Origin of the sequence: Micromonospora sp. NPDC005806 (assembly GCF_042871425.1) — a bacterium.
In the GTDB taxonomy this organism is placed as follows: domain Bacteria; phylum Actinomycetota; class Actinomycetes; order Mycobacteriales; family Micromonosporaceae; genus Micromonospora.
Genome location: NZ_JBIAIL010000010.1, coordinates 169,656 through 187,684, shown reverse-complemented (window position 1 = coordinate 187,684; position 18,029 = coordinate 169,656). Strand labels below are relative to the sequence as shown.

The following is an 18,029-nucleotide window of genomic DNA, read 5'->3' as shown; positions in this document are numbered from 1 at the left end:
CCCCGGTGACGCAACCGGGGCCCTCCGCAGGGCGCTCATCCAGCGAGCCCGACCCGTTCCGCGCCGGATCTGGGATCAGCGTAGCGACGATGCCACGACCGCCGGAAGTCCGGCGCGTACCGCCTTTCGCCCGTCGCGCGTACCCTCACGACTGGCGGGTGCCAAACGGGCACCGTGCCAACGGTCGGAGGTGCAGCCCCCCATGATCTCCCCCCTCGCGCGCCGCCTGCGGCTCGGCAACGCGCTGCGCGAGCTGCGCGACGCCGCCGGCATGACTGGCTCGGAACTCGGGCGCGCCGCCGGGCTGGACCGCACCGTCGTGTCCAAGGTCGAGAACGGCGAACGCCGGCCGCTCGACACCATCCTCCGGCTCCTGGACGTCCTCCTGCCCGAGGCCGACGAGCGGTACCGGGCGCTACAGCGCGTCGCCCGCGACGGGCTCGCCAAGGGCTGGTGGACCGGCCAGGAGTACGCCGCCATGGGCGCGCGGCAGGCCCGCACCGCCGAGATCGAGAGCGGCGCCCGCACCATCCGCGAGTACCAGAACTCGCTCCTGCCCGGTCTACTCCAGACCGAGGCGTACGCCCGCCACAGGGGCCAGGTCGCGCTCGACGACGGAGCCGACTTCGACCTCAGCGGCACCGTCGCCGGCCGGCTCCGGCGGCAGCAGCAGATTTCCGGCCCCGACGGGTCGGAGTACGACGTCGTGCTGGAACCGCAGGCGATCGAGCGGCTACCCGTGCCGCCTGCCGTCATGCGGGAGCAGCTGCACCACCTGCTCACTCTGGCCACGACCAGGGAGAACATCAGCGTCCGCGTCCTGCCGGTTGACGCCCGGTTGGGCCGCGGGTACGTCCCACGCTCCCCGTTCTCCCTGTACGCCTACCCGGACCCCGACGACCTGACGCTCGTCGCCGTCGACACCGTGACGGCCGACCTGCTGGTCACCGAGGCCCTGGAGGTGAAGCGCCACGCGCAGATGTTCGACCAGCTGCGCGACGCCGCGCTGTCCCAACAGGAAAGCGCGGACCTCATCCAGAAGGCGGCCGAGGGCCTGGCCGCCGAAGCCTGACCTGAGGAGTCCCCCATGTCCGAAGCCGAGTTCCATCCCTGGCGGAAGTCCCGCCGGTCCGACGGCGGCCAGAACTGCGTCGAGGTGTCCGACGCCGTTGACGGCTCCGCCGCCCGGGTCCGCGACAGCAAGGACCGCAGCGGCCCCGCGCTCGCCTTCACGGGCGCGAGCTGGACCGCGTTCATCGCCGGCGCGAAGGCTGGCCAGTTCGACCTGCACTGACCCGCTCCACCCTGGAGGGCCGGCACCGTACGGTGCCGGCCCTCCGTGCGTCCACGGCCGACAGACACGCGCTGTCAATCCGCGCGTTCCCCTTGTGACATAGACCGGCTCCGTGCCATGCTGGCACCGTGCCAGCCGGCACGTTGCCAATCCGGCACCGTGCCAAGACCATCCGCGAGAGAGCAGCACCCCAGGGGGGCGTCTCATGGTCACCACCGGTCTACGCGCACCACTCCCGGCCGTCTCCACGTGGGACAAGCCCACGCCGCCGCTGCGCGCGGCCGCCGCGCCGCCGCCACCGCCCGGGGAGGTCATCCCCGGCTACGGATACGTCGTCCTCACCCCCGCCGAGCGGCTGACCGTCGCCGGCCACACGCTCGCCCTGCACCAGCCCGACGGCCCGGCCCTGCGCGTCGGCCTCACCTGGCCGTTCGTCGCCGTCAACGACCGCGCCTGCACCTGGTGCCACAACCCGTGGTCGTGCAGCGCCGCGAGCTGGGCCGAGAGCGTCCAGTTCGACGCCTACGGGTGGGCGCTGTGACCCGCCCCGGCCGCCACCGCTGGCTGCCCTGGCGTCGACGCCGCACCACCACCCCAGCCCACCGGCCGCCGGGTCCCCCAGCGGCGGCCGGTCCCAACCTTCATGCCGCCCAGCCGTCCTGGAACGCGCCGACGCTCATCCTCTCCACCGCGCCGCTCACCACCCCGGGGCAGCGGTGGCGCGGCCACGGGGGGCGGCCGTGAACGCCACCGAGAACCGGCTGACCTCCGGCGGGGCCTTCTACGGCCGGCGCTCCGCCTGGCCCCGCCGCGCCCAGATGACCGGCACCGCCGACCCGTACCTGCTGCGCACCCTGCTGTGGTGCGGCCCCTGCGACGTGCCCATGCACCCGCACCCCGGGCGCGGCCAGCGCACCTACAAGTGCCCCCTCGGCTGCCGCAAGGTCGAGCTGCCCGCCGAGGCGATCGAGCGGGTCACCTGGACCGCCGCCGAGCGCCGGGCCACCCTCTCCGGCATCGCCCCTCCCTTCCGCCAGTCCGTGCTGGAGCAGCTGCTGGTCAAGGTCGTCGTCCGCGCCGACGCCCCCAGCGACCTGCACTTCACCTGGCGCACCTGACCCGCCCGGCCGCGACGGGAGCGGCCGGCGAGCAACGCAAGGAGCAGCACCATGGATCAGGAGCAGCAGCAGCAGCCGCAGCGAGAGCTCGGCGTCTGGTTCAAGTCCACCAAGTCCGGCCCCAACTGCGACAACAGCGTCCTCGTCCGCTACCGGGGCGGCGGCACCGTCGAGACGCTGGACAGCAAGAACCCCACCGGCCCGGTCCACGTCTGGGACGCCGACGAGTGGGACGCCTTCGTCGCCGGGGCCAAGGCGGGCGAGTTCGACCTGCCCCCGCACGCCCGCTGACCCGGAGGCCGGCCCCAACGTCGTGGCCGGCCTCCGCACGACCCCCGCCGGTCGCCGCTGTCCGCGCAGCGACGGCCGGCGGGCCGCGTTCCCGCCCCGCACCGGTCACCCCGGCCCGCTACCGTAAGAGCCGCTGTCCCCCGACAGATCGATCCACGCTGCCGGGAGGACACTCAGTGGACATCATCAGCCGCGCCGAATGGGGCGCCCGCGCACCGGAGTCCCGCTCCACCGTGCCCTGGTCCAGCCGGACCGTCTTCATGGGCCACTACTCCGCCGCGAGCGCGACGCAGACCCCCCGCCAGATCCAGGACTACCACATGCGGGTCAAGGGCTGGTCGGACATCGGCTACAACTTCCTCATCAACTCGGTCACCGGCGTCCTCTTCGAGGGCCGCGGGTGGAACGTGCTCGGCGCGCACTGCGCCGGCCACAACACCGAGGCCATCGGCGTCTGCATCATCGGCAAGGACCAGCCCGGCCGCCAGGACGTCTCCGACGCCGCCCGCCGCGCCTTCAAGTGGCTCTACGAGGGGGCCAACGACCGCAAGGGCAAGCGGCTCACGCTCCTCGGCCACCGCGACCGCGGGAACACCTCCTGCCCCGGCGACGAGATCTACGCCTGGCTGCACGCCGGCCTGCCCATCGTCGGTTCGACCCCGGCCCCAGCCCCGAAGCCTCCGGCCGGCTCGAAGCCCGCGCCGGGCACGCCGATCGCCTTCCCCCTGCCCGGCGGCTGGTACTTCGGCCCGGCGTCCGGCCCCGACTACTCGGTGTCCGGCCTGCACGAGCGCTACTTCCGCAGCCACACCGACCGCTATTGGCTCCAGCAGTGGGCCACCCAGCTCGGCCGCCGGGGCTGGTCGATCGGCAAGGGCAAGCGCTGGCTCGGCGACGCCGGCAACGACGGCATCTACAGCCCCGAGTACCGCGCCCTCGCGGTCGCCTTCCAGGCCGACCAGCACCTCACCCAGGACGGGCTGATCGGCAAGGCCAGCTGGGATGCCGCGTACCGCAACCCGGTGACCTGAGCGTCCGCGCCGTTCCAATGAGGGGGCACGTAGGTGTGGCTGGCCTCCGGGCAGATCATCAGGGCCGCCGGTGGGGACGTCTCAGGCCTCACCGTCGCGGTGGGGGCGCTGGCGGTCCTGGCGTCGATCATCACCGCGCTGCTCGGGCTGCGCGGCACCCTGCGCACCTCCGACACCCAGCGGGAAGCCAACTTCGACAAGCGGGTCGACGAGCGGCTGGCCAACCTGGAGAAGCGCTGCACCGAGCTGGAGACCGAGCTGCGCCGCTACCAGGAGATGTACGCCCGGCTGCGGCTCGACGTCTTCGCCGCCGGCCTCGACCCGGACAAGCTGGGCAGGAGGTCGACCGGTGAACCGTCACAGTGAGCGGCAGCCGTACGGGCTGCTGACCGACGAGCCGGGCGTCGTCGTGCACAACCCCCGGCGGCAGCTCGCCAAGCTGCTCGCGCTGTACGCCGCGCTGCCGCTGCTCTGCGCGGCGGCCGCGGCGTACATCGCCGTCACGCTGGCCAACGCCAGCATGGACCGCCGCGTCAACGCGCTGGAACAGGACCAGGCCCAGCGGCGGGCGCAGGCCGCCGCCGAGGCGAAGGCCCGGGACGCCCGGCTGGAGCAGACCCGCCGCGACCTGTGCGTGGCCCTGGACCGGCTGACGCCCCGCGACCCGCCCGTGCAGGACCTGCGCCGCCGGTACGGCTGCACCGCCCCGGACCCGCGCCCGTCCCCGTCGACGGGCACCCCGGACCGGGGCGGGCCCCGCGCCGGCGGCACGGCACCAGACGGCCGGGCGCAGCAGCCCCGCCCGGCACCAGCTCCCGGCCCGGCCGGTCCAACCGGACCGCCGGGCTCCACTGGGCAACCGGGCCCGCCGGCACCCAAGCCGACGCCCGAGCCCAACCCGGCGCTGGTCTGCGTACCGGCGCTGGACCTCTGTCTGTGAACCCGAGGAGGGACCCCATGAACCCGACCACCCAGACCCGCCACCCGTGGCGGGCCACCGCACGCACGATCTTCGCGGCCGTCATCGCGCTGCTGTCGCTGCTGCCGACCATCGCCACCGTCGCCGGCGTTGACGCCGTGCCGCTCGTCGCCCAGGCCCTCGCCGTGGCGGCCGCGGTGACCCGCGTCCTCGCCATCCCCGGCGTCGACGACTTCCTGCAGCGCTACGTCCCGTTCCTCGCCTCGGCGCCGGTCTACGAGCCGCCCACGCCGCTGCCGCAGCGCGAGGCCGGCTCCACCCTGTTCCGCGGGGACGGCTTCCGCAGCTGACCCAGGCACGGACGAGGGCGGCCCCGCACCGGGGCCGCCCTCGTCTATCTTGACGCCGCGCGCTGCATCCCGCCCATGGCAGCGGCGAACGACTCGTCAGTCTCCTCGTCGGACCACTCCTCGCGGCCCTCCAGCTCGGCGCTCGCCGGGGGCGTCTCCAACGCCGTCCGGAACTTCGCCACGTCCTTCTCCGTGCCGCCCTCCACCCACCAGGCGTAGATCACGTCCAGCAGGGACGGCAGCGGCAGGTCCAGCGGCTCCCGGCCGGTCCGCATCAGCAGCGTCCCGTGGAACTCGGGCCAGCGTTTGACCGCCAGGGTCAGGAGGCGCTGCCCGACCCAATAGGGCGGCCGGACCACTCCTCGCACACGTGCGTGAAGATCCCCATGGCGTCGGTGAAGTCGAAGCTGTCCTCCGTGGACAGCAGCCGCTTCCGGAACACCGCCAGGCTCGCCTTGTCCAGCGTCTGCTCGAAGAAGTCGAGCACGGCCGCCACCTGGTCCGCCTCGGACCGGCTCGACGACGCCGCCGCCATCAGGTACGCCAGCTGCGCGTCCTTCGGCGCACGGCACACCATCTCCACCCCGTCCAGCTTGAAGGGCACGTCCGGCAGCTTCTTCTCGCCGCCGTCCTCCTTCGCCACCTTCGCGCTGGTCGTGAACTCCCGCATCCTGCTTCCTCCCTACCTGCGGACGAGCCGGAACCCCTCCGGACCCGCCACTTCTTCCATCGCCTCGCGCAGCCACGGCTGCGCCCGCGTCCCCGGGTGGTTCACCAGGCTGGTGAACACCACCTGGCCGCCCGTCTCGAACCGAAGCATCCCCCCGGCCCGCCGTGGCCGGATCAGGTGCGCTCCCGTCCCGTCGTGGACCGCCGCCGCGTACTCGACGTCGTTCTCCACGAACCCGTACACCTGGCCGCCCCGCACGCCGACCTCCTCGCGGTGCGCCGCCCGCAACCGGCCGGTGTCCACCGGGCACTTGAGCACCGCCCGGGTCCGCACCTTCCGCGCCACGCTGCGGATGAACGACACCACCTGCCCGGTCGAGCCGGTGAGCAGCTGCCGCATCTCGCCGGCGAAAAGGTCGACCCGCGCGTTGACCCGGACCGCCATCAGCGGCTCCGCGCCCGCCTCGGCCGGGACTGCTCGTCGCCGTCGCCGTCCGCCGCGATCGTCGGCGCCGGGGTCGGCTCCGTCGCGTCCGGCGGCTCCAGGTCCGCGGTGGCCGCCTGCTCCGCGTCCTTGCCCTCCAGCACCTCGTACCGGCCGGCGTCGACGAGCGTCGCCAGCCGCGGCCCCCACTCCAGGTGCTGCACCGACCCGTCCGGCACGCCCGGCATCGCGGTCAGCGCCTTCACCGTCACCTTCTGGCCCTTGCGCATCAGCCGTCCTCCTCGCACACGCAGATGTTCGTCATCACCGCGACCAGGACCTCCTGGCCGACGCAGCCGCCGGACGGGCCGACGCTGGACTGCTCCCCGATCCACACCTCCTCGGCGGTCGGCAGCTTCTGCAGCTCGCACAGCACCGTCCGCCGGATCCGGCCGGCGTCGTCGGCCAGCTCCGCCGCGCTGCGCTCGAGCTGCGCCCCGGTCGGCGGGTTCCCCGCGTCGTCGGGGCTCGGCGCGCACCGGGCCGTCCCGGCGCCCAGCTCCACCGCCCAGAAGACGCCCGGGTCGCCGCCGTCGTCGATGGGGCTGCCCCGCCCGCCGGGGAACTCGGCGGGCAGCACCGGGTACGTCCGCACGATCCGCACCCACGCCTGGCCTTCGCAGCACGAGTCGATGGCCACGTCCCGGCCGGGCACCACCGCCACCACCGCCGGGGTGCCGCCGAGCGCCCCGTCCAGCGCCGTCCCGATGAGCTCGCGCAGCCTCACCGCCACCGGCCACGCCACGTCGTCGACGGGCTCCACCACGGGCTCGGTCACGACGTCCTCCTTCGTCCTCGGTCCAGGTCCGGCGACCACACCACCGAGTCGCGGGGCAGCCGGTGCGGGTTCACCACCCGCAGCCACTGGTCGACCTCCGGCAGCCCGGTCATGCCGTCCCGGGCCAGCTGCGCCGGGTCGACGAACGTCTGCTGCACGCCCTGGCGCACCAGCGACGCCACCCGCCTCGGCAGCCGGCACGTCGTGTCGGCGACCATCGCCTTGCCCATCTCGCAGGCCAGCGCGCCGGCCGCGACCTTCCCGCCGGCCGGCACCGGCACGCCCCGGTCGTAGGTGACCGCCCACGCGCCCGGCTGGTCGTCGGCGACCGCCAGGTCCTGCCGGGTCGGCCAGCTCTCACCGTCGATCCGGAGCAGCCACCGCCGGTCGTAGACCGCGTACGCCTCGGCCGGCAGCACCTGGCCGTCGATGACAACCCGGGTTACCGCGTTGATCGGGCCGGGCAGGCTCAGCTCCTGCCCGGCCGGCCCGCACGCGCACGCCCCGGCCGGGCAGCCGCAGAACGTCACCGCGAAGCTGCCGCCGTACGGCAGGTCCAGCCACGACTCCCACCGCCGCCACGCCTCGCCATCGCCGCGCCGCACCGGCCGCACCGTCGAGTCGCACACGCCGAACCGGCGGCCGGACAGCGCCCACAGGACCTCCGTCGCGAGATCCGTGGCCGCCGCCCTGACCGCCTCGTCGAGCTGGTCCCAGCCCTTGCAGTACGCCGTGTTCAGCGGCCAGTCGCAGGGGCCGGTCCGCGCCGGCTGCGTCACCGCTACCTCAGGTGGCCGGGGCGACGAACGACTTGAAGCGCTGCGCGCCCGTCGTCGTGTCGGTCAGCGTGATGAGGTACGTCCCGGGTGCCGCGTACTGGTGGCTCACCTTCGCCGCCTCGGCCGGGCCGGCGGACGACGCCCCGTCGCCCCAATCCACCGTGTACGGGTGCAGCGGCGGCCCGGCCGGCACGTACGTCGCCGTGAACTCCGCCGTCATGTCCGTCGCGTCCGTTGCGTCCGCCGCCACGGTGCCGTCCGGCGGCCGCACGGTCAACCCGCACGTCGGCGCCGGCGGCGGCAGGTACGTCCAGTCGAGGTGCAGCAGGTCCTGGTCGCCCATCGGGTCCATCAGCGCCTCGACGCCCGTCTTGCGCAGGTAGACGTCGTACGGCCCGACACCCCAGCCCGGGTTCTCGATCGCCTTGCCGGTCAGCGTGAAGCTGGCCGCCCCGTTCTCGATCGTGAAGTCCCCGATCTGCCCGTCGATGATCTGCGGCAGCAGGAAGTACCCGAACCTCGGCCGCTGGATCGCCCCGGCCACGCACTTCTTCAGCTGCGTGCCCGACCACACCTCCAGCGCCACCGCCGAGTCGAGGTTCACCGCCGAGGTGACCCGCATGCCGGTCGCGTTGCCGTCCTCGTCGAGCACCACCGGCATCCCGGTGAACAGCGTGTACAGCTCCGGGTCGACCCGCCCGCAGGTCACCGTGACGTTGTACAGCTTGATCCGCCGCCGGGCCGGCTCGTAGACCAGCGGGTCCCCGTTGGCGTCCTTCTGGTCGATCTCCTCGCCGTCGTCGACCTCGGCCCCGTACTCGACGGAGACGAAGCCCTTCGACGTCACGTGGGTCGGCCATCCTCCGGCGCCCAGGATCGGGTCGCCGCACACCCCGAGCTTCGTGGCCCGGAGCATCTTCCCCTTCACCGGGGTATCGCACACTGCGGTCATCAGGCATCCCTCAACAGCGAAGGTCCATGCCCGGCCCGCAGCCAGCGGCGAATACCCCGCCAGCGTAGCCGAGAGGGCGCTGGCCCCGGGTGGGACACAGCGCCCTCGTCGACGAGCTGGCGGCCGCTACGACCGCGCGGCCGGGTGGTTGCCCAGCACCAGGTCGCGGATCAGCGCCTCGATCTGCTCGGCCCGGCCGTGCGGCACCCGGAACGAGATCGTCGACGCGCCGGCCACCACCGCCACCGCGGTGTGCAGGCCGTCCCGCTGAGCGGCCACCGACTGCACCGCCCGCATGGCGAGCATCTGGCGGCCCTGCTCCTTGAACCGCGGTCGGCACGCCGGGATCAGCAGCGACAGCGCCACCGTGTAGACCGCCAGGATCACCAGCAGCACGTTCGCCGCCATCGTGCGCCCCGGCTTGCTCCACTCGATCCGGTCCGGCCAGATCCTCACCCGCGCGTTGCGTCCCGCGACATGGCTCTCGAGCTCCGCCAACGGCTCCATAGTGCTTCCTCCACAGTGAACGGGGCCGCGCCCGAAGGCACGGCCCCGATACTGCCAACCAGCGGCAACGCTCGCCACCCGGCCGGTTACAGCTCCCGGCCGTCGATCACCTCCAGCTCGGCGCCGATCTCGGCCACCTTCGCCTTGACGCTCTCGCCCACCTCGTCCCAGGCCTCACCGGTCACCACCACGGCGCTGCGGCTGTCGCCCTTGATCCAGGTGACCATCACCGCCGTGCGGACGTCGAGGACCTGCCCCGTCCGCTCGCAGGTGATCTGCCGCATCACCGCGTGCCGCAGCACCTCCCGGTTCAGGAACTTCTCCCGGTCGGCGTCGTTGTCGGCCATCAGGGCCGCCAGCACGTCGCTCATCAGTACCGCCCGACCGGCACCGGCTGCGTCGTCACCCGCGCCGTGCCCTCGACGATCCGGCCACGGCACCCGCCGCACACCACCTGCCCCGACGACGCCTGCGCCAGGTCGACCGGCAGCTTCACGACCGTCCCGCAGCCCTGGCACGGCTCCTGGATCAGCCGGGGCAGCCGCATCCCGAGCAGCAGCATGTCCCGGGGCACCAGCGTCTCCCTCGGCGTCCCGCCCTGCACCGGCCGGATCACCAGGTTCACGCACGTCGGGAAGTCGAGCACCGACTGCACGTCGAACACCTCGATCACCTGCGCGAACAGCAGCACCTGGTCCCGGCGCTTCAGCTCGTCCGCCCGGATCGGCTGGCTGCCCGTTCCCCTCGTCTCGACGGTCACGCCGCCTTCTCCTCTCGCTCCAGCCAGCAGAACCTGGCCTCCACATCGATCACCAGTTGCGTCGTCAGCCCGGCCCACACGTCGGCCGGCAGCGTCGCCAGGTGGTGCCACCTGCCGCCGTGCGCCCCGTAGACGTGCAGCGCGCCGAACTTGTGCTCCCACAGGTACGCCCAGCCCTCGTCGCGGAACGGCTCGTCGGCGCCCATCAGCCCGACCGCCGCCGGGCTGCTGACCTCGTCCTTGTAGCCGCGCCCGACGCCGCACACGTACGTCCAGTCCGGGCGCCGCTCCGACTGCGCCTGCTTCGGCCACTCCGTGTTCGCCAGCACCGACCAGTGCCGGTGCAGCAGCACCTCGACCATCGCCTTCGTGTCCCGCTGGAAGTTGCGGTCCCACATCGCCCGCATCTGCGCGAGGGTCCAGCTCGGCTGGCCCTCCAGCTCGACGAGGCGCGCCCGGTACCAGCGGCTGCCCGGGGCGAACTGCCCCACCAGCGCCCTCACCGGCCCGCCTCCATCAGCCCGATGCGGGTCACGTCCCGCGCCGACGACCGGACCGCCTCCATGTAGCCGCGGTAGTCGGACGCCCGCCACTGCGCCGCGTAGCCCGCCCGCTGGACCTCCAGCAGGTCCAGCGGCGACAGGTCGCCCAGCTCGTGCAGCGACCAGCACGCCCACGCCTCCCACCGCTTCGGGCCGCGCTCGGGGTACACCCCCAGGTAGACGTGCAGCCGGTGGCCGCCGAACAGGTACGCCCACTCGCGGTCGCCCGCGCGGGCCTCGGCGATCCGGCCGGCCTGCGGCGGGTAGCCCTCGGAGGGCACGCCGACCATGTGGCCGGTCGGCCCGGTGCCCGGCACCGCGTACAGCCGCGACCAGTCGCACTGCAACAGCACCGCCGCCGCCCGCTCCGGGCTGTGGCCGCACATCTCGTGCAGCAGCACCGACAGGGCCGGCACCACCATCGTCGGGCAGCCGTCGTGCTGGACGTGCCGCGCCAGGTACGTGCCGCCGGCACCCTCGGTGCCGACCAACGCGCGTAGACCCATGGTTTACCTCCACGTGAACCGGGTCTTGCTTCGGACAGTTACCTTGCGCTGTCCGGCCGCAATCGTCAATAGCGACCGGACAGCAGAACCCCGGCTAGGGGCTCCGCACCGGAGCCGGACACCCACGCCCGGCCCCGCCTACGCAGCCACTAGGCGGTCACGTCGACCGACCAGAACTCCGTCTCGCCGTGCCACGCCACAACCGCGTGCGGCGACGGCGCACCGTCCGCCAGCCAGGCGAGCATCTTCGCCACCGTCGACTCCCGATAGCGCCAGGCGACGCGCCGCTCCGCGTACTCCTCCAGGGCCTCCCGCGTGCCCTGCATCCGCACGCTCCCGCCGCCCCAGCTGGTCACGACGATCATCACCGGCGGCTCCTCCTCGTCCGGCCGCGCGTCGCACTCGTCGGCCGGCCCGCCGTCGTAGTGCTTGCAGCCCGGCGCGCACGGACCCGAGAAGTGCTCCCCGCAGTGCTTGCAGCAGTCGTCCTCGTCCAGGCAGTTGAACCACCCGCAGTCGTCGCCGCTCGCCGCCTGCTTGCCGGGCTGCACCGTGCTCTCTGCCATCTCAACCTCCACGTGAATCAGGGCAGGACGTACATACTCATTGTATGCGACCGGCTCCCCCGCATACACGTTTTATGTACGCGGGGGCCGTGTAGCGCGTCACACAACCGGCCGGTCAGAACAGCCGGCCCTGCCGGAACACCGCGTCGGCGTCGAACGTGGACGAGTCCGGCGCCGGCGGCGGGGGCGGCGGCTTCGGCGCCGCCCGGCGCAGCGCCCGGTCCAGCTCGCTCTGCGGCGTCGGCAGGTCCAGCAGGTGCCGCACCGCGGCGATCTGCCGGGCCTGCTGCCACGCCCGCGTCATCTCGTCGATCGCCACCTGGCGGTCGCGCAGCGCCTCGTGCATCCAGACGTCCTGCAACCCGTCGCCGCAGCCGACGACCACCCGCCAGCCCAGCCCCCACAGGTGCAGGTTCACCGCGCACAGCGCCGCCGCCAGCGGGTCCAGGTCGTTGGCCCACCACTCGCACTTCGTGGGGTCGAGCCCGTTCTCCCGCATCGCCTGCGCCGCGCCGAGCAGCATCGTGCCCGTGCCGGCGCACGGCTCCAGGATCCGCGCGCCCTCGTCCGGCGCGACCATGCGACCGAGCAGCAGCGTCACGCTCTCCGGCGTCAGGAACTGCCCGATGCCCTTGCGGCCGCCGTGGCTCTTCATCGTCTGGAGCAGCATCCCCAGCAGGTCCGTGCCGCCCCAGCCGTCCGGCCCCCACCGGCCGAACACGCCGCGCCGCAGCGCCGCCTGGCCGACCGCGTGCACCGCCCGCTTCGTCGTCTCGTCGGGCTCCTCGTCGATCCAGTACCACAGGTGCTTCGTCCGCGGGTTCAGGTCCGGGCGCAGCGCCGCGAACTCGCACCACAGCCGCTGCACCAGCAGCCAGAAGCCGTCGTGGTTCAGGCGCTCCGCCGTCTCGCCGAGCCGGTCGAGCTGGTCGCCGTCCGGCGCCTCTCTGGCCACCAGCGCCAGGGCGGCCACCACGCTCATCGGCACCTCGATCCGCGAGCCGCCGTACCTGCTGTGCCACGCCTCGTCGACCGCCTCCGCGATCGACCGCGCGTGCTCCCTCGGGTCGCTCGGCACGGCGTTCGCGCGCCGCGCCATCGTCGTCGTCGTCATGCTCTTCCTCCACGTGAACTGCCGGCGGCTCTCCCGCCGGCGGGAACGGCAGCGCCCCCGCAGCCAGCACGGCTGCGGGGGCGCTCGGGCGGCTCAGCGCAGCCGCAACACCTCCATCTCGGGCACGCCCACCACCGTCGGGCAGGCCAGGTCGTAGAAGTCCAGCCGCACGCTCCCGCCCAGGTCCTGCTTGCACGCCACGGCGGCGGCCTCCTCCATCACCCGCGTCCAGTCGACGCGCGGGACGCTCTCGTGCCGGCGCTCGCTCAGCGCCGCGACGTCGAACGACACGACGTCGCCGTCCTCCACCTCGGACAGCGCGACGGGCTCCCACTGGTCACCGGTCGGCATCTGCTCGACCAGCTCGGCTCGCATGGTCACGGTCATGGCCACTCCCTCTCTCTCGTCTGTCTCGGTCAGCAGTTGCCGCACACGCCCGACGCCGGCAGCTCGCAGAAGCACCCGTCGCACAGCCGCTTGCGCACGGCCGCGACCTCCCGCGCGTTCTCGCGCGCCTGCTTCTCCCGCGCCAACCGCTCGCGCTCGGCGTACACCCGCTCGTTGTGCTCGCGCGCCGCCCGGTTGTAGGCCAGGCGGGCACGCTCCTGCTCCTCCGTCTCGCGCGGGAACAGGCCCTCGCCGGCCACCAGGCGCTCGCGGAAGCCCGCCGTCAGGGCGTCCAGCGCCTCGATCGTCCGGGTCATCTCGTAGCTCAGCTCCTTGGCCATCGGGCACTCCTCACGCAGTCGGGGCGGCTTGCTGTACACATTCATTGTATGTCACCGCCAGGCCATCCGTACAGGTTTTATGTACGCCCGGACCATGGAGCGGGCCACACAAACGACGACGCCCCCCGCGCCCACGTGGGGCGCGAGGGGCGTCAGCCCGCTCGCTCAGAACGACTGGCGGTACAGCTCGTGCGTGTAGCAGTGCCAGTAGAACTCCTGGCTGTCGAAGCCCTGGCACCCCAGGTGGTCGTCCGCCTTCGCCGGCGGCACCTTCGTCAGCTCGGCGGCCGGCAGGCGCCACCGCGCCTCGTCCGGGTCGACCACCACCACGCTCGCGCCCACCACCTGGTCGACCACGCCGCGGTGCTCGGCACCGTCCCACGTCCAGGTCACCACGTCGTGCTCGGCCAGCTCCGGCGCCGGCTTCGGCCGCGCCGCCTTCACGCTCTCGGCGACGAGCGCCAGGGCCTGCCGCCGCTCGGCCACCTTCACCAGCGCCGAGTCCAGGGCCGCCGCCTTGTCGCTCACGGCGGCCAGCAGGTCACCGCGCACCGACGTCCGCAGGTCGCCCGCCTTCGCGGTCACCACCGCGTCCTCGGTCGCGCCGATGAGCTCGCGGGAGTGGCGCTCCAGCTCCCGCTCGGCCTCCACCACCGCCCGCGCCAGCTGGGCGATCAGGCCCCACTGGTCGGCGGCCTCGGCCTCGACGCCGAACTCGGTGGCCAGCTCGTTGACCCGCTTCTCCATCTCTCAGACCTCCTGTAGGGGTAGCGCGTTGCGTACATATTCATTGTATGCGAATTTCAGTCTCGCGTACAATTTTTATGTACGCCACGGGCCGTGGAGCGGGTCACACAAAGAGCGCCGCCCCGCCTGGCACGGGGAAGAAACCAGGCAGGGCGGCGCGGTCCGGGGCGTGGGGCTACCAGTCAGCTCCGCGACGTGCGCGAGGTCGACCGGGACGCCTTCGCCGACGGCTGGGAGGAACCGTCCGCCGGCTTGGCGTCCACCCCGGACCCGTCGGCCCCGGCGTCAGCCGACGTGCCTTGCACGGTCGTCGCCGGCTCCTCCGGCGTCTCGACGCGCTGCCGCCCGTCGCCGGACCCCAGCACCTTTTCCGCCAGGTCGTCCGGCACGTCGAACGCCAGCCCCACCGGGCCGTCCGTCGTCGTCCGCACCTCGTCGTGCCGCTCGTCGCCGGCCGCGTCGAGCAGCTGCTGGGCGAGGGCCTGCGCGTCCGCGCGGTCCTTCGGATAGATCAGCGCCATGTCTCCTCCTACGCCGGCACGCCCGGCAGCTTGACCTTCACCGCCGCCACCGCGCAGCTCCACCCCACCGTGTAGAACCGCTCGGCGACCGCGAACACCTCGTTGTCCTTGCGGTCCAGGGCCTCCGGCAGCTTCGGCAGGAACACCGCCGACCGCCGCACCATCACCGGCCCCGTCGCGTACAGCCACGCCTCGTCCGCGCCCGGCGCCGCACCACCCGGCCCGACGCCGGTCGTCTGCGCGAACACCAGCGGGTTGCCCAGCGGGGCCACCTGCCGGGGGCCCTCGATCCGAGTCAGGCCCTTCCCCTGGAACCACCCCGACGTCCACCGCGGGGCCCACACCGCGCCGAGCACACCCGACTTGTCGCCGATGTGCTCCTCCAGCAGGCCCACCCCCTTCTCCAGCGGCACCGGGGCCGCTCCGGAGCCGGCCAGCACCGGCGTGTCGGCCTCCGCCAGGAACACGTCGTTGCCGCCCTCGCCGGTCCACACGTACTGCTCCAGCGACTGCTGCTCCACCGCGCCCATCGCCCGCCGGGCCCGCTCGAGTAAATCCGGCCGGGCCACCGACCGGCCGGTCAGCCCGGCATACAGCCGGATCACGCCGGCCTTCACGCTCGGCACCCCGTCCGGCAGCGCCATCGCCGCCCGGTTCGGGTCCGAGGCCGCGGCGGCGCTCGTCGGCGCGGGCGCATCGACGCACTGCGGCTCCCACTCCACCCCGGCCTGGAACTCGCGCTGGTCGGCCGGGTCGACCACGGCCGCCGCCGAGAACAGCCCGAACCGGTACGGCGTCGTCGCCGGGGCGTCCACATACACCAGGGGCTGCGTCACCCGTCATCTCCTCAGTGGCGGGGGGCCGCGCCCCAGCTGGGCGCGGCCCCGTCAAACGGGTAGCTCAGACCGCCGAGCAGTCGAACGCCACGGTGCTGCCGGTGACGCCCGTCGGGCACAGCGGCACGCTCACCTTGTAGGACACGAAGCACCGCTTCACCAGCAGCGTCGCCTGTTCGGTGAACAGCGCGATGTACTCGTTGTCCTTCAGCTTCGTGCTGTCGTAGACCGCTGACAGGTCGATGATCGGCTTGGAGCCCTTCACCCATGTGCCCGGCGCGTAGATCAGCAGGTCCGCGGTGCCCGGCCACTGGCCCGGGGCGGCGCTGCCGCCGAAGCCGATGCCGCCCGCGTCGGCGTACCCGTCCTGCCAGTCGTAGACGAACTGCGGCCGCAGGTGCCGTCGGGTGAACCACGCCGTGATCTGCTCGTCGGTCACGTCGAGGTAGTTCACCCCAGCCCGGCGCGACATGTCCGCCCGGATCCAGTCGATCAGCCACAGCGGCGCCACGCACTCGAGGAGCTGCCGCCGACCCAGCCGGTACCGGTACCGGTAGTCCGTCGCGGCGAGGGAGATCGCGCCGAGCAGCGCGGTGGTCGTCTCGTCGCCGTCGACGTCGCCGCCGAGGGTCAGCGCGAACTGCTGCGACTGGCCCGGTGCGCTGGCCATCCGCGCGATCAGCCGCGCGTTGATCTTGTGCTCGTGCGCGGTCAGCGTCCGCCGCACCACGTCCCGGGTCAGCTCGGGCCAGATCGCGTTCTGCACGATGTCCTGCTCGATCTGCACCCCGTCCACCTCGAGGCGCGTCTCGGCCCAGTTCACCGTCGGCACCCGGTACGAGGGTTTGTCAACCCCCGCGGTGCTGTCGGCCTCAGTTTGCACGAAGCCGATCCCCGAATACAGGTCCCGGAAGTCGAGGTTGGCCGGCACCTTGATACCGCCGCCGCGCGGGACCGTGATGCCAGGGAGGTCCAGCAGACCCTCGGTCGTCTCCAGGCCCTCGCACAGCTCCCACAGCGTCTCCGACGGTGCACCCCAGCCGCCGGCCGCGACGAGGTTGCCGCCCGACAGCCGCGACTCCGACGCGGCGAGCTCCACCAGCTCCATGTCGGTCAGGCCCCTGCCCCCGGCGACGAGCGCCTGGTCGACGGGCAGCTCCACCCGGGCCACGTTCTGCTTGATGCGGGTCGCGACGCCCACCCCGCGCGGGAAGCCGGCGAACTTGTCGTCGAACGCCGAAGCGACCTCCGACACGGAGGAGAACACGTGCCCATGCGGCACGTTCGGCACGTCGGCCGCCGCCTTGATGACCGCCGACTGCCCGGCGCTGGTCACCTTCGGCTTCGGCTGACGGCGGGCCGCCCGGCGGGCCAGCGACGCGACGACCGGCGTCGGCTGCTGCTGCGTGGGCCTCTCGACCGGCGTCTCCTCGCCTGGCTCCTCGGCTGGCGTCTCCTCGGCCGGCCCCTCCTCGGCTTCGCCGCCGTCGCCCTCGTCACCGTCGCCATCGCCGCCCTCCGGAGCGCCGTGCACCGCCGCGGTCAGGTCGTCCAGCTCGGAGGCGACCTGCTCGGCTGCCTGCTCGATTCGCGCCTGCTCGGTGCGCACCGACTGCACGAACGCGGCCAGCTCCCGCAGCCGGGCGAGGCCATCGGCGTCCAGGGCCGGGTCGTCGCGCAGGGCATCGAACGCCGCGACGGCCTGGCTCTGCAGCTCGGTCAGCGCGTCGAGATCGAGCCCGTCCAGGCTCGGAGGGATCTGAAAGTCCACCGTCGGCTCCTCAGCACGGTAGGGATCTCGTCCCGACCGGCCCGCAGCCAGCATCGGCGGTTCAGCCGACAGCGTAACGCAGCCGGACCGAGTTCCGATCAAGGCAGCGAGGGCCGCACCATGTTGGGGAACCAACGGATCGCAGGCCTGGGTGAGGTCTGCGGTCCTCGGCGTACGAGGGCGGCCTCACCGCGCCCTTCTGACAGTTGAGCGCCGGTGCGGGCAGGCGACAAGGAACTTCTCCAGTCTGTCCGTGTGGTGTGTCCGGCCCAACCCGGCCGGTTCCTACGAGCGGAAGGTGGGCGCACGACCATGCCCATGAGGAAGAGCTAGGCCCGCAACTGTGGGAGTCACCGCGAGCATGTACGCCGCGGTCACTCCCCTGGCGATCCCGACCCTGCTGATTCTTCTCGTATTCCTGCTGGTGAGGCGGATCGAGAGGAACGGCGGAACTGTCGAGGTCGACTGGAAAACCGTTGCGTTCCGCATCAAAGTCACGTCACCCCCTGGCGGCCTCCAACGGCGTTCTGAGGCCCAGGACCAACCCGCGCAACCCGAGGCGACAGCTGCGTCTGACAGGCAGCTCGCCGATGGGGCCGCCCAGCCTCCCGAGGGAGGTGGCGGCCCGTGACATAGACGCGAGGCGGGGGGGGGGGGGGCCGCCCCCCCCCCCCCCCCCCCCAACAACCCCCACCCCCCCCCCCCCCCCCCCCCCCCCCCCCCCCCCGGGGGGCCCGGGGCCCCCGAGCGCCCAACAACCCCCCCC

General features: G+C 73.1%; 29 protein-coding genes. 9 read left to right on the top strand and 20 right to left on the bottom strand.

The genetic code is table 11. The features are described from left to right. Positions 1 to 202 precede the first annotated feature (202 nt). The 9 genes from ACFYOS_RS14040 to ACFYOS_RS14000 all read left to right on the top strand — a co-directional run bounded on the left by ACFYOS_RS14040 (position 203) and on the right by ACFYOS_RS14000 (position 5,003). Positions 203 to 1,072 carry a helix-turn-helix domain-containing protein gene (locus tag ACFYOS_RS14040; RefSeq protein ID WP_387140109.1) on the top strand — a complete coding sequence of 290 codons (870 nt, stop codon included), beginning with the start codon at positions 203 to 205 and terminating at the stop codon, positions 1,070 to 1,072. 15 nt (positions 1,073 to 1,087) lie between these two features. After that, positions 1,088 to 1,294 carry a DUF397 domain-containing protein gene (locus ACFYOS_RS14035; RefSeq protein WP_387140106.1) on the top strand — a complete coding sequence of 69 codons (207 nt, stop codon included), beginning with the start codon at positions 1,088 to 1,090 and terminating at the stop codon, positions 1,292 to 1,294. Positions 1,295 to 1,499: 205 nt separating this feature from the next. Beyond that, positions 1,500 to 1,835: a hypothetical protein gene (locus ACFYOS_RS14030; protein ID WP_387140103.1), complete on the top strand. Its 336-nt coding sequence runs from the start codon at positions 1,500 to 1,502 to the stop codon at positions 1,833 to 1,835. 199 nt (positions 1,836 to 2,034) lie between these two features. After that, positions 2,035 to 2,412 carry a zinc ribbon domain-containing protein gene (locus tag ACFYOS_RS14025; protein WP_387140100.1) on the top strand — a complete coding sequence of 126 codons (378 nt, stop codon included), beginning with the start codon at positions 2,035 to 2,037 and terminating at the stop codon, positions 2,410 to 2,412. A gap of 51 nt (positions 2,413 to 2,463) precedes the next feature. Beyond that, positions 2,464 to 2,703 (top strand): DUF397 domain-containing protein, encoded by a 240-nt coding sequence (locus ACFYOS_RS14020; protein WP_387140097.1) that lies wholly within the window; start codon positions 2,464 to 2,466, stop codon positions 2,701 to 2,703. Between the two features lie 176 nt (positions 2,704 to 2,879). Continuing rightward, on the top strand, positions 2,880 to 3,734 hold the full coding sequence (locus ACFYOS_RS14015; RefSeq protein ID WP_387140094.1) for an N-acetylmuramoyl-L-alanine amidase: 855 nt from the start codon (positions 2,880 to 2,882) through the stop codon (positions 3,732 to 3,734). 33 nt (positions 3,735 to 3,767) lie between these two features. Next, positions 3,768 to 4,100: a hypothetical protein gene (locus ACFYOS_RS14010; protein ID WP_387140091.1), complete on the top strand. Its 333-nt coding sequence runs from the start codon at positions 3,768 to 3,770 to the stop codon at positions 4,098 to 4,100. Beyond that, positions 4,084 to 4,674: a hypothetical protein gene (locus tag ACFYOS_RS14005; protein ID WP_387140088.1), complete on the top strand. Its 591-nt coding sequence runs from the start codon at positions 4,084 to 4,086 to the stop codon at positions 4,672 to 4,674. Before ACFYOS_RS14010 ends, ACFYOS_RS14005 begins: the two co-directional genes overlap by 17 nt. Before the next feature lie 17 nt (positions 4,675 to 4,691). Beyond that, positions 4,692 to 5,003, top strand: coding sequence for a hypothetical protein (locus ACFYOS_RS14000; protein WP_387140085.1), 312 nt, complete (start codon positions 4,692 to 4,694; stop codon positions 5,001 to 5,003). 44 nt (positions 5,004 to 5,047) lie between these two features. Here ACFYOS_RS14000 and ACFYOS_RS13995 read toward each other — a convergent pair whose 3' ends face one another. The 20 genes from ACFYOS_RS13995 to ACFYOS_RS13900 all read right to left on the bottom strand — a co-directional run bounded on the left by ACFYOS_RS13995 (position 5,048) and on the right by ACFYOS_RS13900 (position 17,263). After that, positions 5,048 to 5,278 carry a hypothetical protein gene (locus tag ACFYOS_RS13995; protein WP_387140082.1) on the bottom strand — a complete coding sequence of 77 codons (231 nt, stop codon included), beginning with the start codon at positions 5,276 to 5,278 and terminating at the stop codon, positions 5,048 to 5,050. A gap of 44 nt (positions 5,279 to 5,322) precedes the next feature. Next, positions 5,323 to 5,673, bottom strand: coding sequence for a hypothetical protein (locus ACFYOS_RS13990; RefSeq protein ID WP_387140079.1), 351 nt, complete (start codon positions 5,671 to 5,673; stop codon positions 5,323 to 5,325). A gap of 12 nt (positions 5,674 to 5,685) precedes the next feature. After that, positions 5,686 to 6,117, bottom strand: coding sequence for a hypothetical protein (locus tag ACFYOS_RS13985; RefSeq protein WP_387140076.1), 432 nt, complete (start codon positions 6,115 to 6,117; stop codon positions 5,686 to 5,688). Further along, the gene (locus ACFYOS_RS13980) at positions 6,117 to 6,386 is read right to left on the bottom strand and encodes a hypothetical protein (RefSeq protein ID WP_387140073.1); all 270 of its coding nucleotides are present in this window, start codon (positions 6,384 to 6,386) and stop codon (positions 6,117 to 6,119) included. Before ACFYOS_RS13980 ends, ACFYOS_RS13985 begins: the two co-directional genes overlap by 1 nt. Beyond that, positions 6,386 to 6,934, bottom strand: a complete 549-nt coding sequence (locus ACFYOS_RS13975; RefSeq protein ID WP_387140071.1) for a hypothetical protein — start codon at positions 6,932 to 6,934, stop codon at positions 6,386 to 6,388. Before ACFYOS_RS13975 ends, ACFYOS_RS13980 begins: the two co-directional genes overlap by 1 nt. Beyond that, the gene (locus ACFYOS_RS13970) at positions 6,931 to 7,713 is read right to left on the bottom strand and encodes a hypothetical protein (protein WP_387140068.1); all 783 of its coding nucleotides are present in this window, start codon (positions 7,711 to 7,713) and stop codon (positions 6,931 to 6,933) included. Before ACFYOS_RS13970 ends, ACFYOS_RS13975 begins: the two co-directional genes overlap by 4 nt. 7 nt (positions 7,714 to 7,720) lie before the next feature. Then, on the bottom strand, positions 7,721 to 8,665 hold the full coding sequence (locus tag ACFYOS_RS13965) for a PKD domain-containing protein (RefSeq protein WP_387140065.1): 945 nt from the start codon (positions 8,663 to 8,665) through the stop codon (positions 7,721 to 7,723). Positions 8,666 to 8,791: 126 nt separating this feature from the next. Next, entirely contained in the window at positions 8,792 to 9,163 is a 372-nt protein-coding gene (locus ACFYOS_RS13960; RefSeq protein WP_387140062.1) for a hypothetical protein, read from the bottom strand. Between the two features lie 95 nt (positions 9,164 to 9,258). Further along, on the bottom strand, positions 9,259 to 9,543 hold the full coding sequence (locus ACFYOS_RS13955) for a hypothetical protein (RefSeq protein ID WP_387140059.1): 285 nt from the start codon (positions 9,541 to 9,543) through the stop codon (positions 9,259 to 9,261). Further along, a complete protein-coding gene (locus tag ACFYOS_RS13950) occupies positions 9,543 to 9,932 on the bottom strand; it encodes a hypothetical protein (protein ID WP_387140056.1) in 390 nt (129 codons plus the stop codon). The genes ACFYOS_RS13955 and ACFYOS_RS13950 overlap by 1 nt, the downstream gene beginning before the upstream one ends. Further along, entirely contained in the window at positions 9,929 to 10,435 is a 507-nt protein-coding gene (locus ACFYOS_RS13945; RefSeq protein WP_387140053.1) for a hypothetical protein, read from the bottom strand. Before ACFYOS_RS13945 ends, ACFYOS_RS13950 begins: the two co-directional genes overlap by 4 nt. Further along, a complete protein-coding gene (locus tag ACFYOS_RS13940; RefSeq protein ID WP_387140050.1) occupies positions 10,432 to 10,980 on the bottom strand; it encodes a hypothetical protein in 549 nt (182 codons plus the stop codon). Before ACFYOS_RS13940 ends, ACFYOS_RS13945 begins: the two co-directional genes overlap by 4 nt. 149 nt (positions 10,981 to 11,129) lie before the next feature. Further along, positions 11,130 to 11,546, bottom strand: a complete 417-nt coding sequence (locus tag ACFYOS_RS13935) for a hypothetical protein (RefSeq protein ID WP_387140047.1) — start codon at positions 11,544 to 11,546, stop codon at positions 11,130 to 11,132. A 115-nt stretch (positions 11,547 to 11,661) separates the two neighbouring features. After that, positions 11,662 to 12,660: an N-6 DNA methylase gene (locus tag ACFYOS_RS13930; RefSeq protein WP_387140044.1), complete on the bottom strand. Its 999-nt coding sequence runs from the start codon at positions 12,658 to 12,660 to the stop codon at positions 11,662 to 11,664. 93 nt (positions 12,661 to 12,753) lie between these two features. After that, a complete protein-coding gene (locus ACFYOS_RS13925; protein WP_387140041.1) occupies positions 12,754 to 13,047 on the bottom strand; it encodes a hypothetical protein in 294 nt (97 codons plus the stop codon). A 29-nt stretch (positions 13,048 to 13,076) separates the two neighbouring features. Then, positions 13,077 to 13,388, bottom strand: a complete 312-nt coding sequence (locus ACFYOS_RS13920) for a hypothetical protein (RefSeq protein WP_387140038.1) — start codon at positions 13,386 to 13,388, stop codon at positions 13,077 to 13,079. 165 nt (positions 13,389 to 13,553) lie between these two features. Continuing rightward, entirely contained in the window at positions 13,554 to 14,135 is a 582-nt protein-coding gene (locus tag ACFYOS_RS13915) for a hypothetical protein (RefSeq protein ID WP_387140036.1), read from the bottom strand. Between the two features lie 182 nt (positions 14,136 to 14,317). Further along, positions 14,318 to 14,656, bottom strand: coding sequence for a hypothetical protein (locus ACFYOS_RS13910; RefSeq protein ID WP_387140033.1), 339 nt, complete (start codon positions 14,654 to 14,656; stop codon positions 14,318 to 14,320). An 8-nt stretch (positions 14,657 to 14,664) separates the two neighbouring features. Next, on the bottom strand, positions 14,665 to 15,492 hold the full coding sequence (locus ACFYOS_RS13905) for a hypothetical protein (RefSeq protein ID WP_387140030.1): 828 nt from the start codon (positions 15,490 to 15,492) through the stop codon (positions 14,665 to 14,667). Positions 15,493 to 15,556: 64 nt separating this feature from the next. Continuing rightward, positions 15,557 to 17,263, bottom strand: coding sequence for a major capsid protein (locus ACFYOS_RS13900; RefSeq protein WP_387140027.1), 1,707 nt, complete (start codon positions 17,261 to 17,263; stop codon positions 15,557 to 15,559). Positions 17,264 to 18,029: the final 766 nt, after the last annotated feature.

Excerpts from the sequence above, each read along its gene's own strand:
- ACFYOS_RS13915 (WP_387140036.1), bottom strand. The coding sequence starts at position 14,135 with ATGGAGAAGCGGGTCAACGAGCTGGCCACCGAGTTCGGCGTCGAGGCC.
- ACFYOS_RS13925 (WP_387140041.1), bottom strand. The coding sequence starts at position 13,047 with ATGACCGTGACCATGCGAGCCGAGCTGGTCGAGCAGATGCCGACCGGT.
- ACFYOS_RS13995 (WP_387140082.1), bottom strand. The coding sequence starts at position 5,278 with ATGCGGACCGGCCGGGAGCCGCTGGACCTGCCGCTGCCGTCCCTGCTG.
- ACFYOS_RS13910 (WP_387140033.1), bottom strand. The coding sequence starts at position 14,656 with ATGGCGCTGATCTATCCGAAGGACCGCGCGGACGCGCAGGCCCTCGCC.
- ACFYOS_RS13920 (WP_387140038.1), bottom strand. The coding sequence starts at position 13,388 with ATGGCCAAGGAGCTGAGCTACGAGATGACCCGGACGATCGAGGCGCTG.
- ACFYOS_RS13965 (WP_387140065.1), bottom strand. The coding sequence starts at position 8,665 with ATGACCGCAGTGTGCGATACCCCGGTGAAGGGGAAGATGCTCCGGGCC.
- ACFYOS_RS14000 (WP_387140085.1), top strand. The coding sequence starts at position 4,692 with ATGAACCCGACCACCCAGACCCGCCACCCGTGGCGGGCCACCGCACGC.
- ACFYOS_RS14035 (WP_387140106.1), top strand. The coding sequence starts at position 1,088 with ATGTCCGAAGCCGAGTTCCATCCCTGGCGGAAGTCCCGCCGGTCCGAC.
- ACFYOS_RS14020 (WP_387140097.1), top strand. The coding sequence starts at position 2,464 with ATGGATCAGGAGCAGCAGCAGCAGCCGCAGCGAGAGCTCGGCGTCTGG.
- ACFYOS_RS13980 (WP_387140073.1), bottom strand. The coding sequence starts at position 6,386 with ATGCGCAAGGGCCAGAAGGTGACGGTGAAGGCGCTGACCGCGATGCCG.
- ACFYOS_RS13955 (WP_387140059.1), bottom strand. The coding sequence starts at position 9,543 with ATGAGCGACGTGCTGGCGGCCCTGATGGCCGACAACGACGCCGACCGG.
- ACFYOS_RS14040 (WP_387140109.1), top strand. The coding sequence starts at position 203 with ATGATCTCCCCCCTCGCGCGCCGCCTGCGGCTCGGCAACGCGCTGCGC.
- ACFYOS_RS13930 (WP_387140044.1), bottom strand. The coding sequence starts at position 12,660 with ATGACGACGACGACGATGGCGCGGCGCGCGAACGCCGTGCCGAGCGAC.
- ACFYOS_RS13935 (WP_387140047.1), bottom strand. The coding sequence starts at position 11,546 with ATGGCAGAGAGCACGGTGCAGCCCGGCAAGCAGGCGGCGAGCGGCGAC.
- ACFYOS_RS13990 (WP_387140079.1), bottom strand. The coding sequence starts at position 5,673 with ATGCGGGAGTTCACGACCAGCGCGAAGGTGGCGAAGGAGGACGGCGGC.
- ACFYOS_RS13985 (WP_387140076.1), bottom strand. The coding sequence starts at position 6,117 with ATGGCGGTCCGGGTCAACGCGCGGGTCGACCTTTTCGCCGGCGAGATG.
- ACFYOS_RS14030 (WP_387140103.1), top strand. The coding sequence starts at position 1,500 with ATGGTCACCACCGGTCTACGCGCACCACTCCCGGCCGTCTCCACGTGG.
- ACFYOS_RS13940 (WP_387140050.1), bottom strand. The coding sequence starts at position 10,980 with ATGGGTCTACGCGCGTTGGTCGGCACCGAGGGTGCCGGCGGCACGTAC.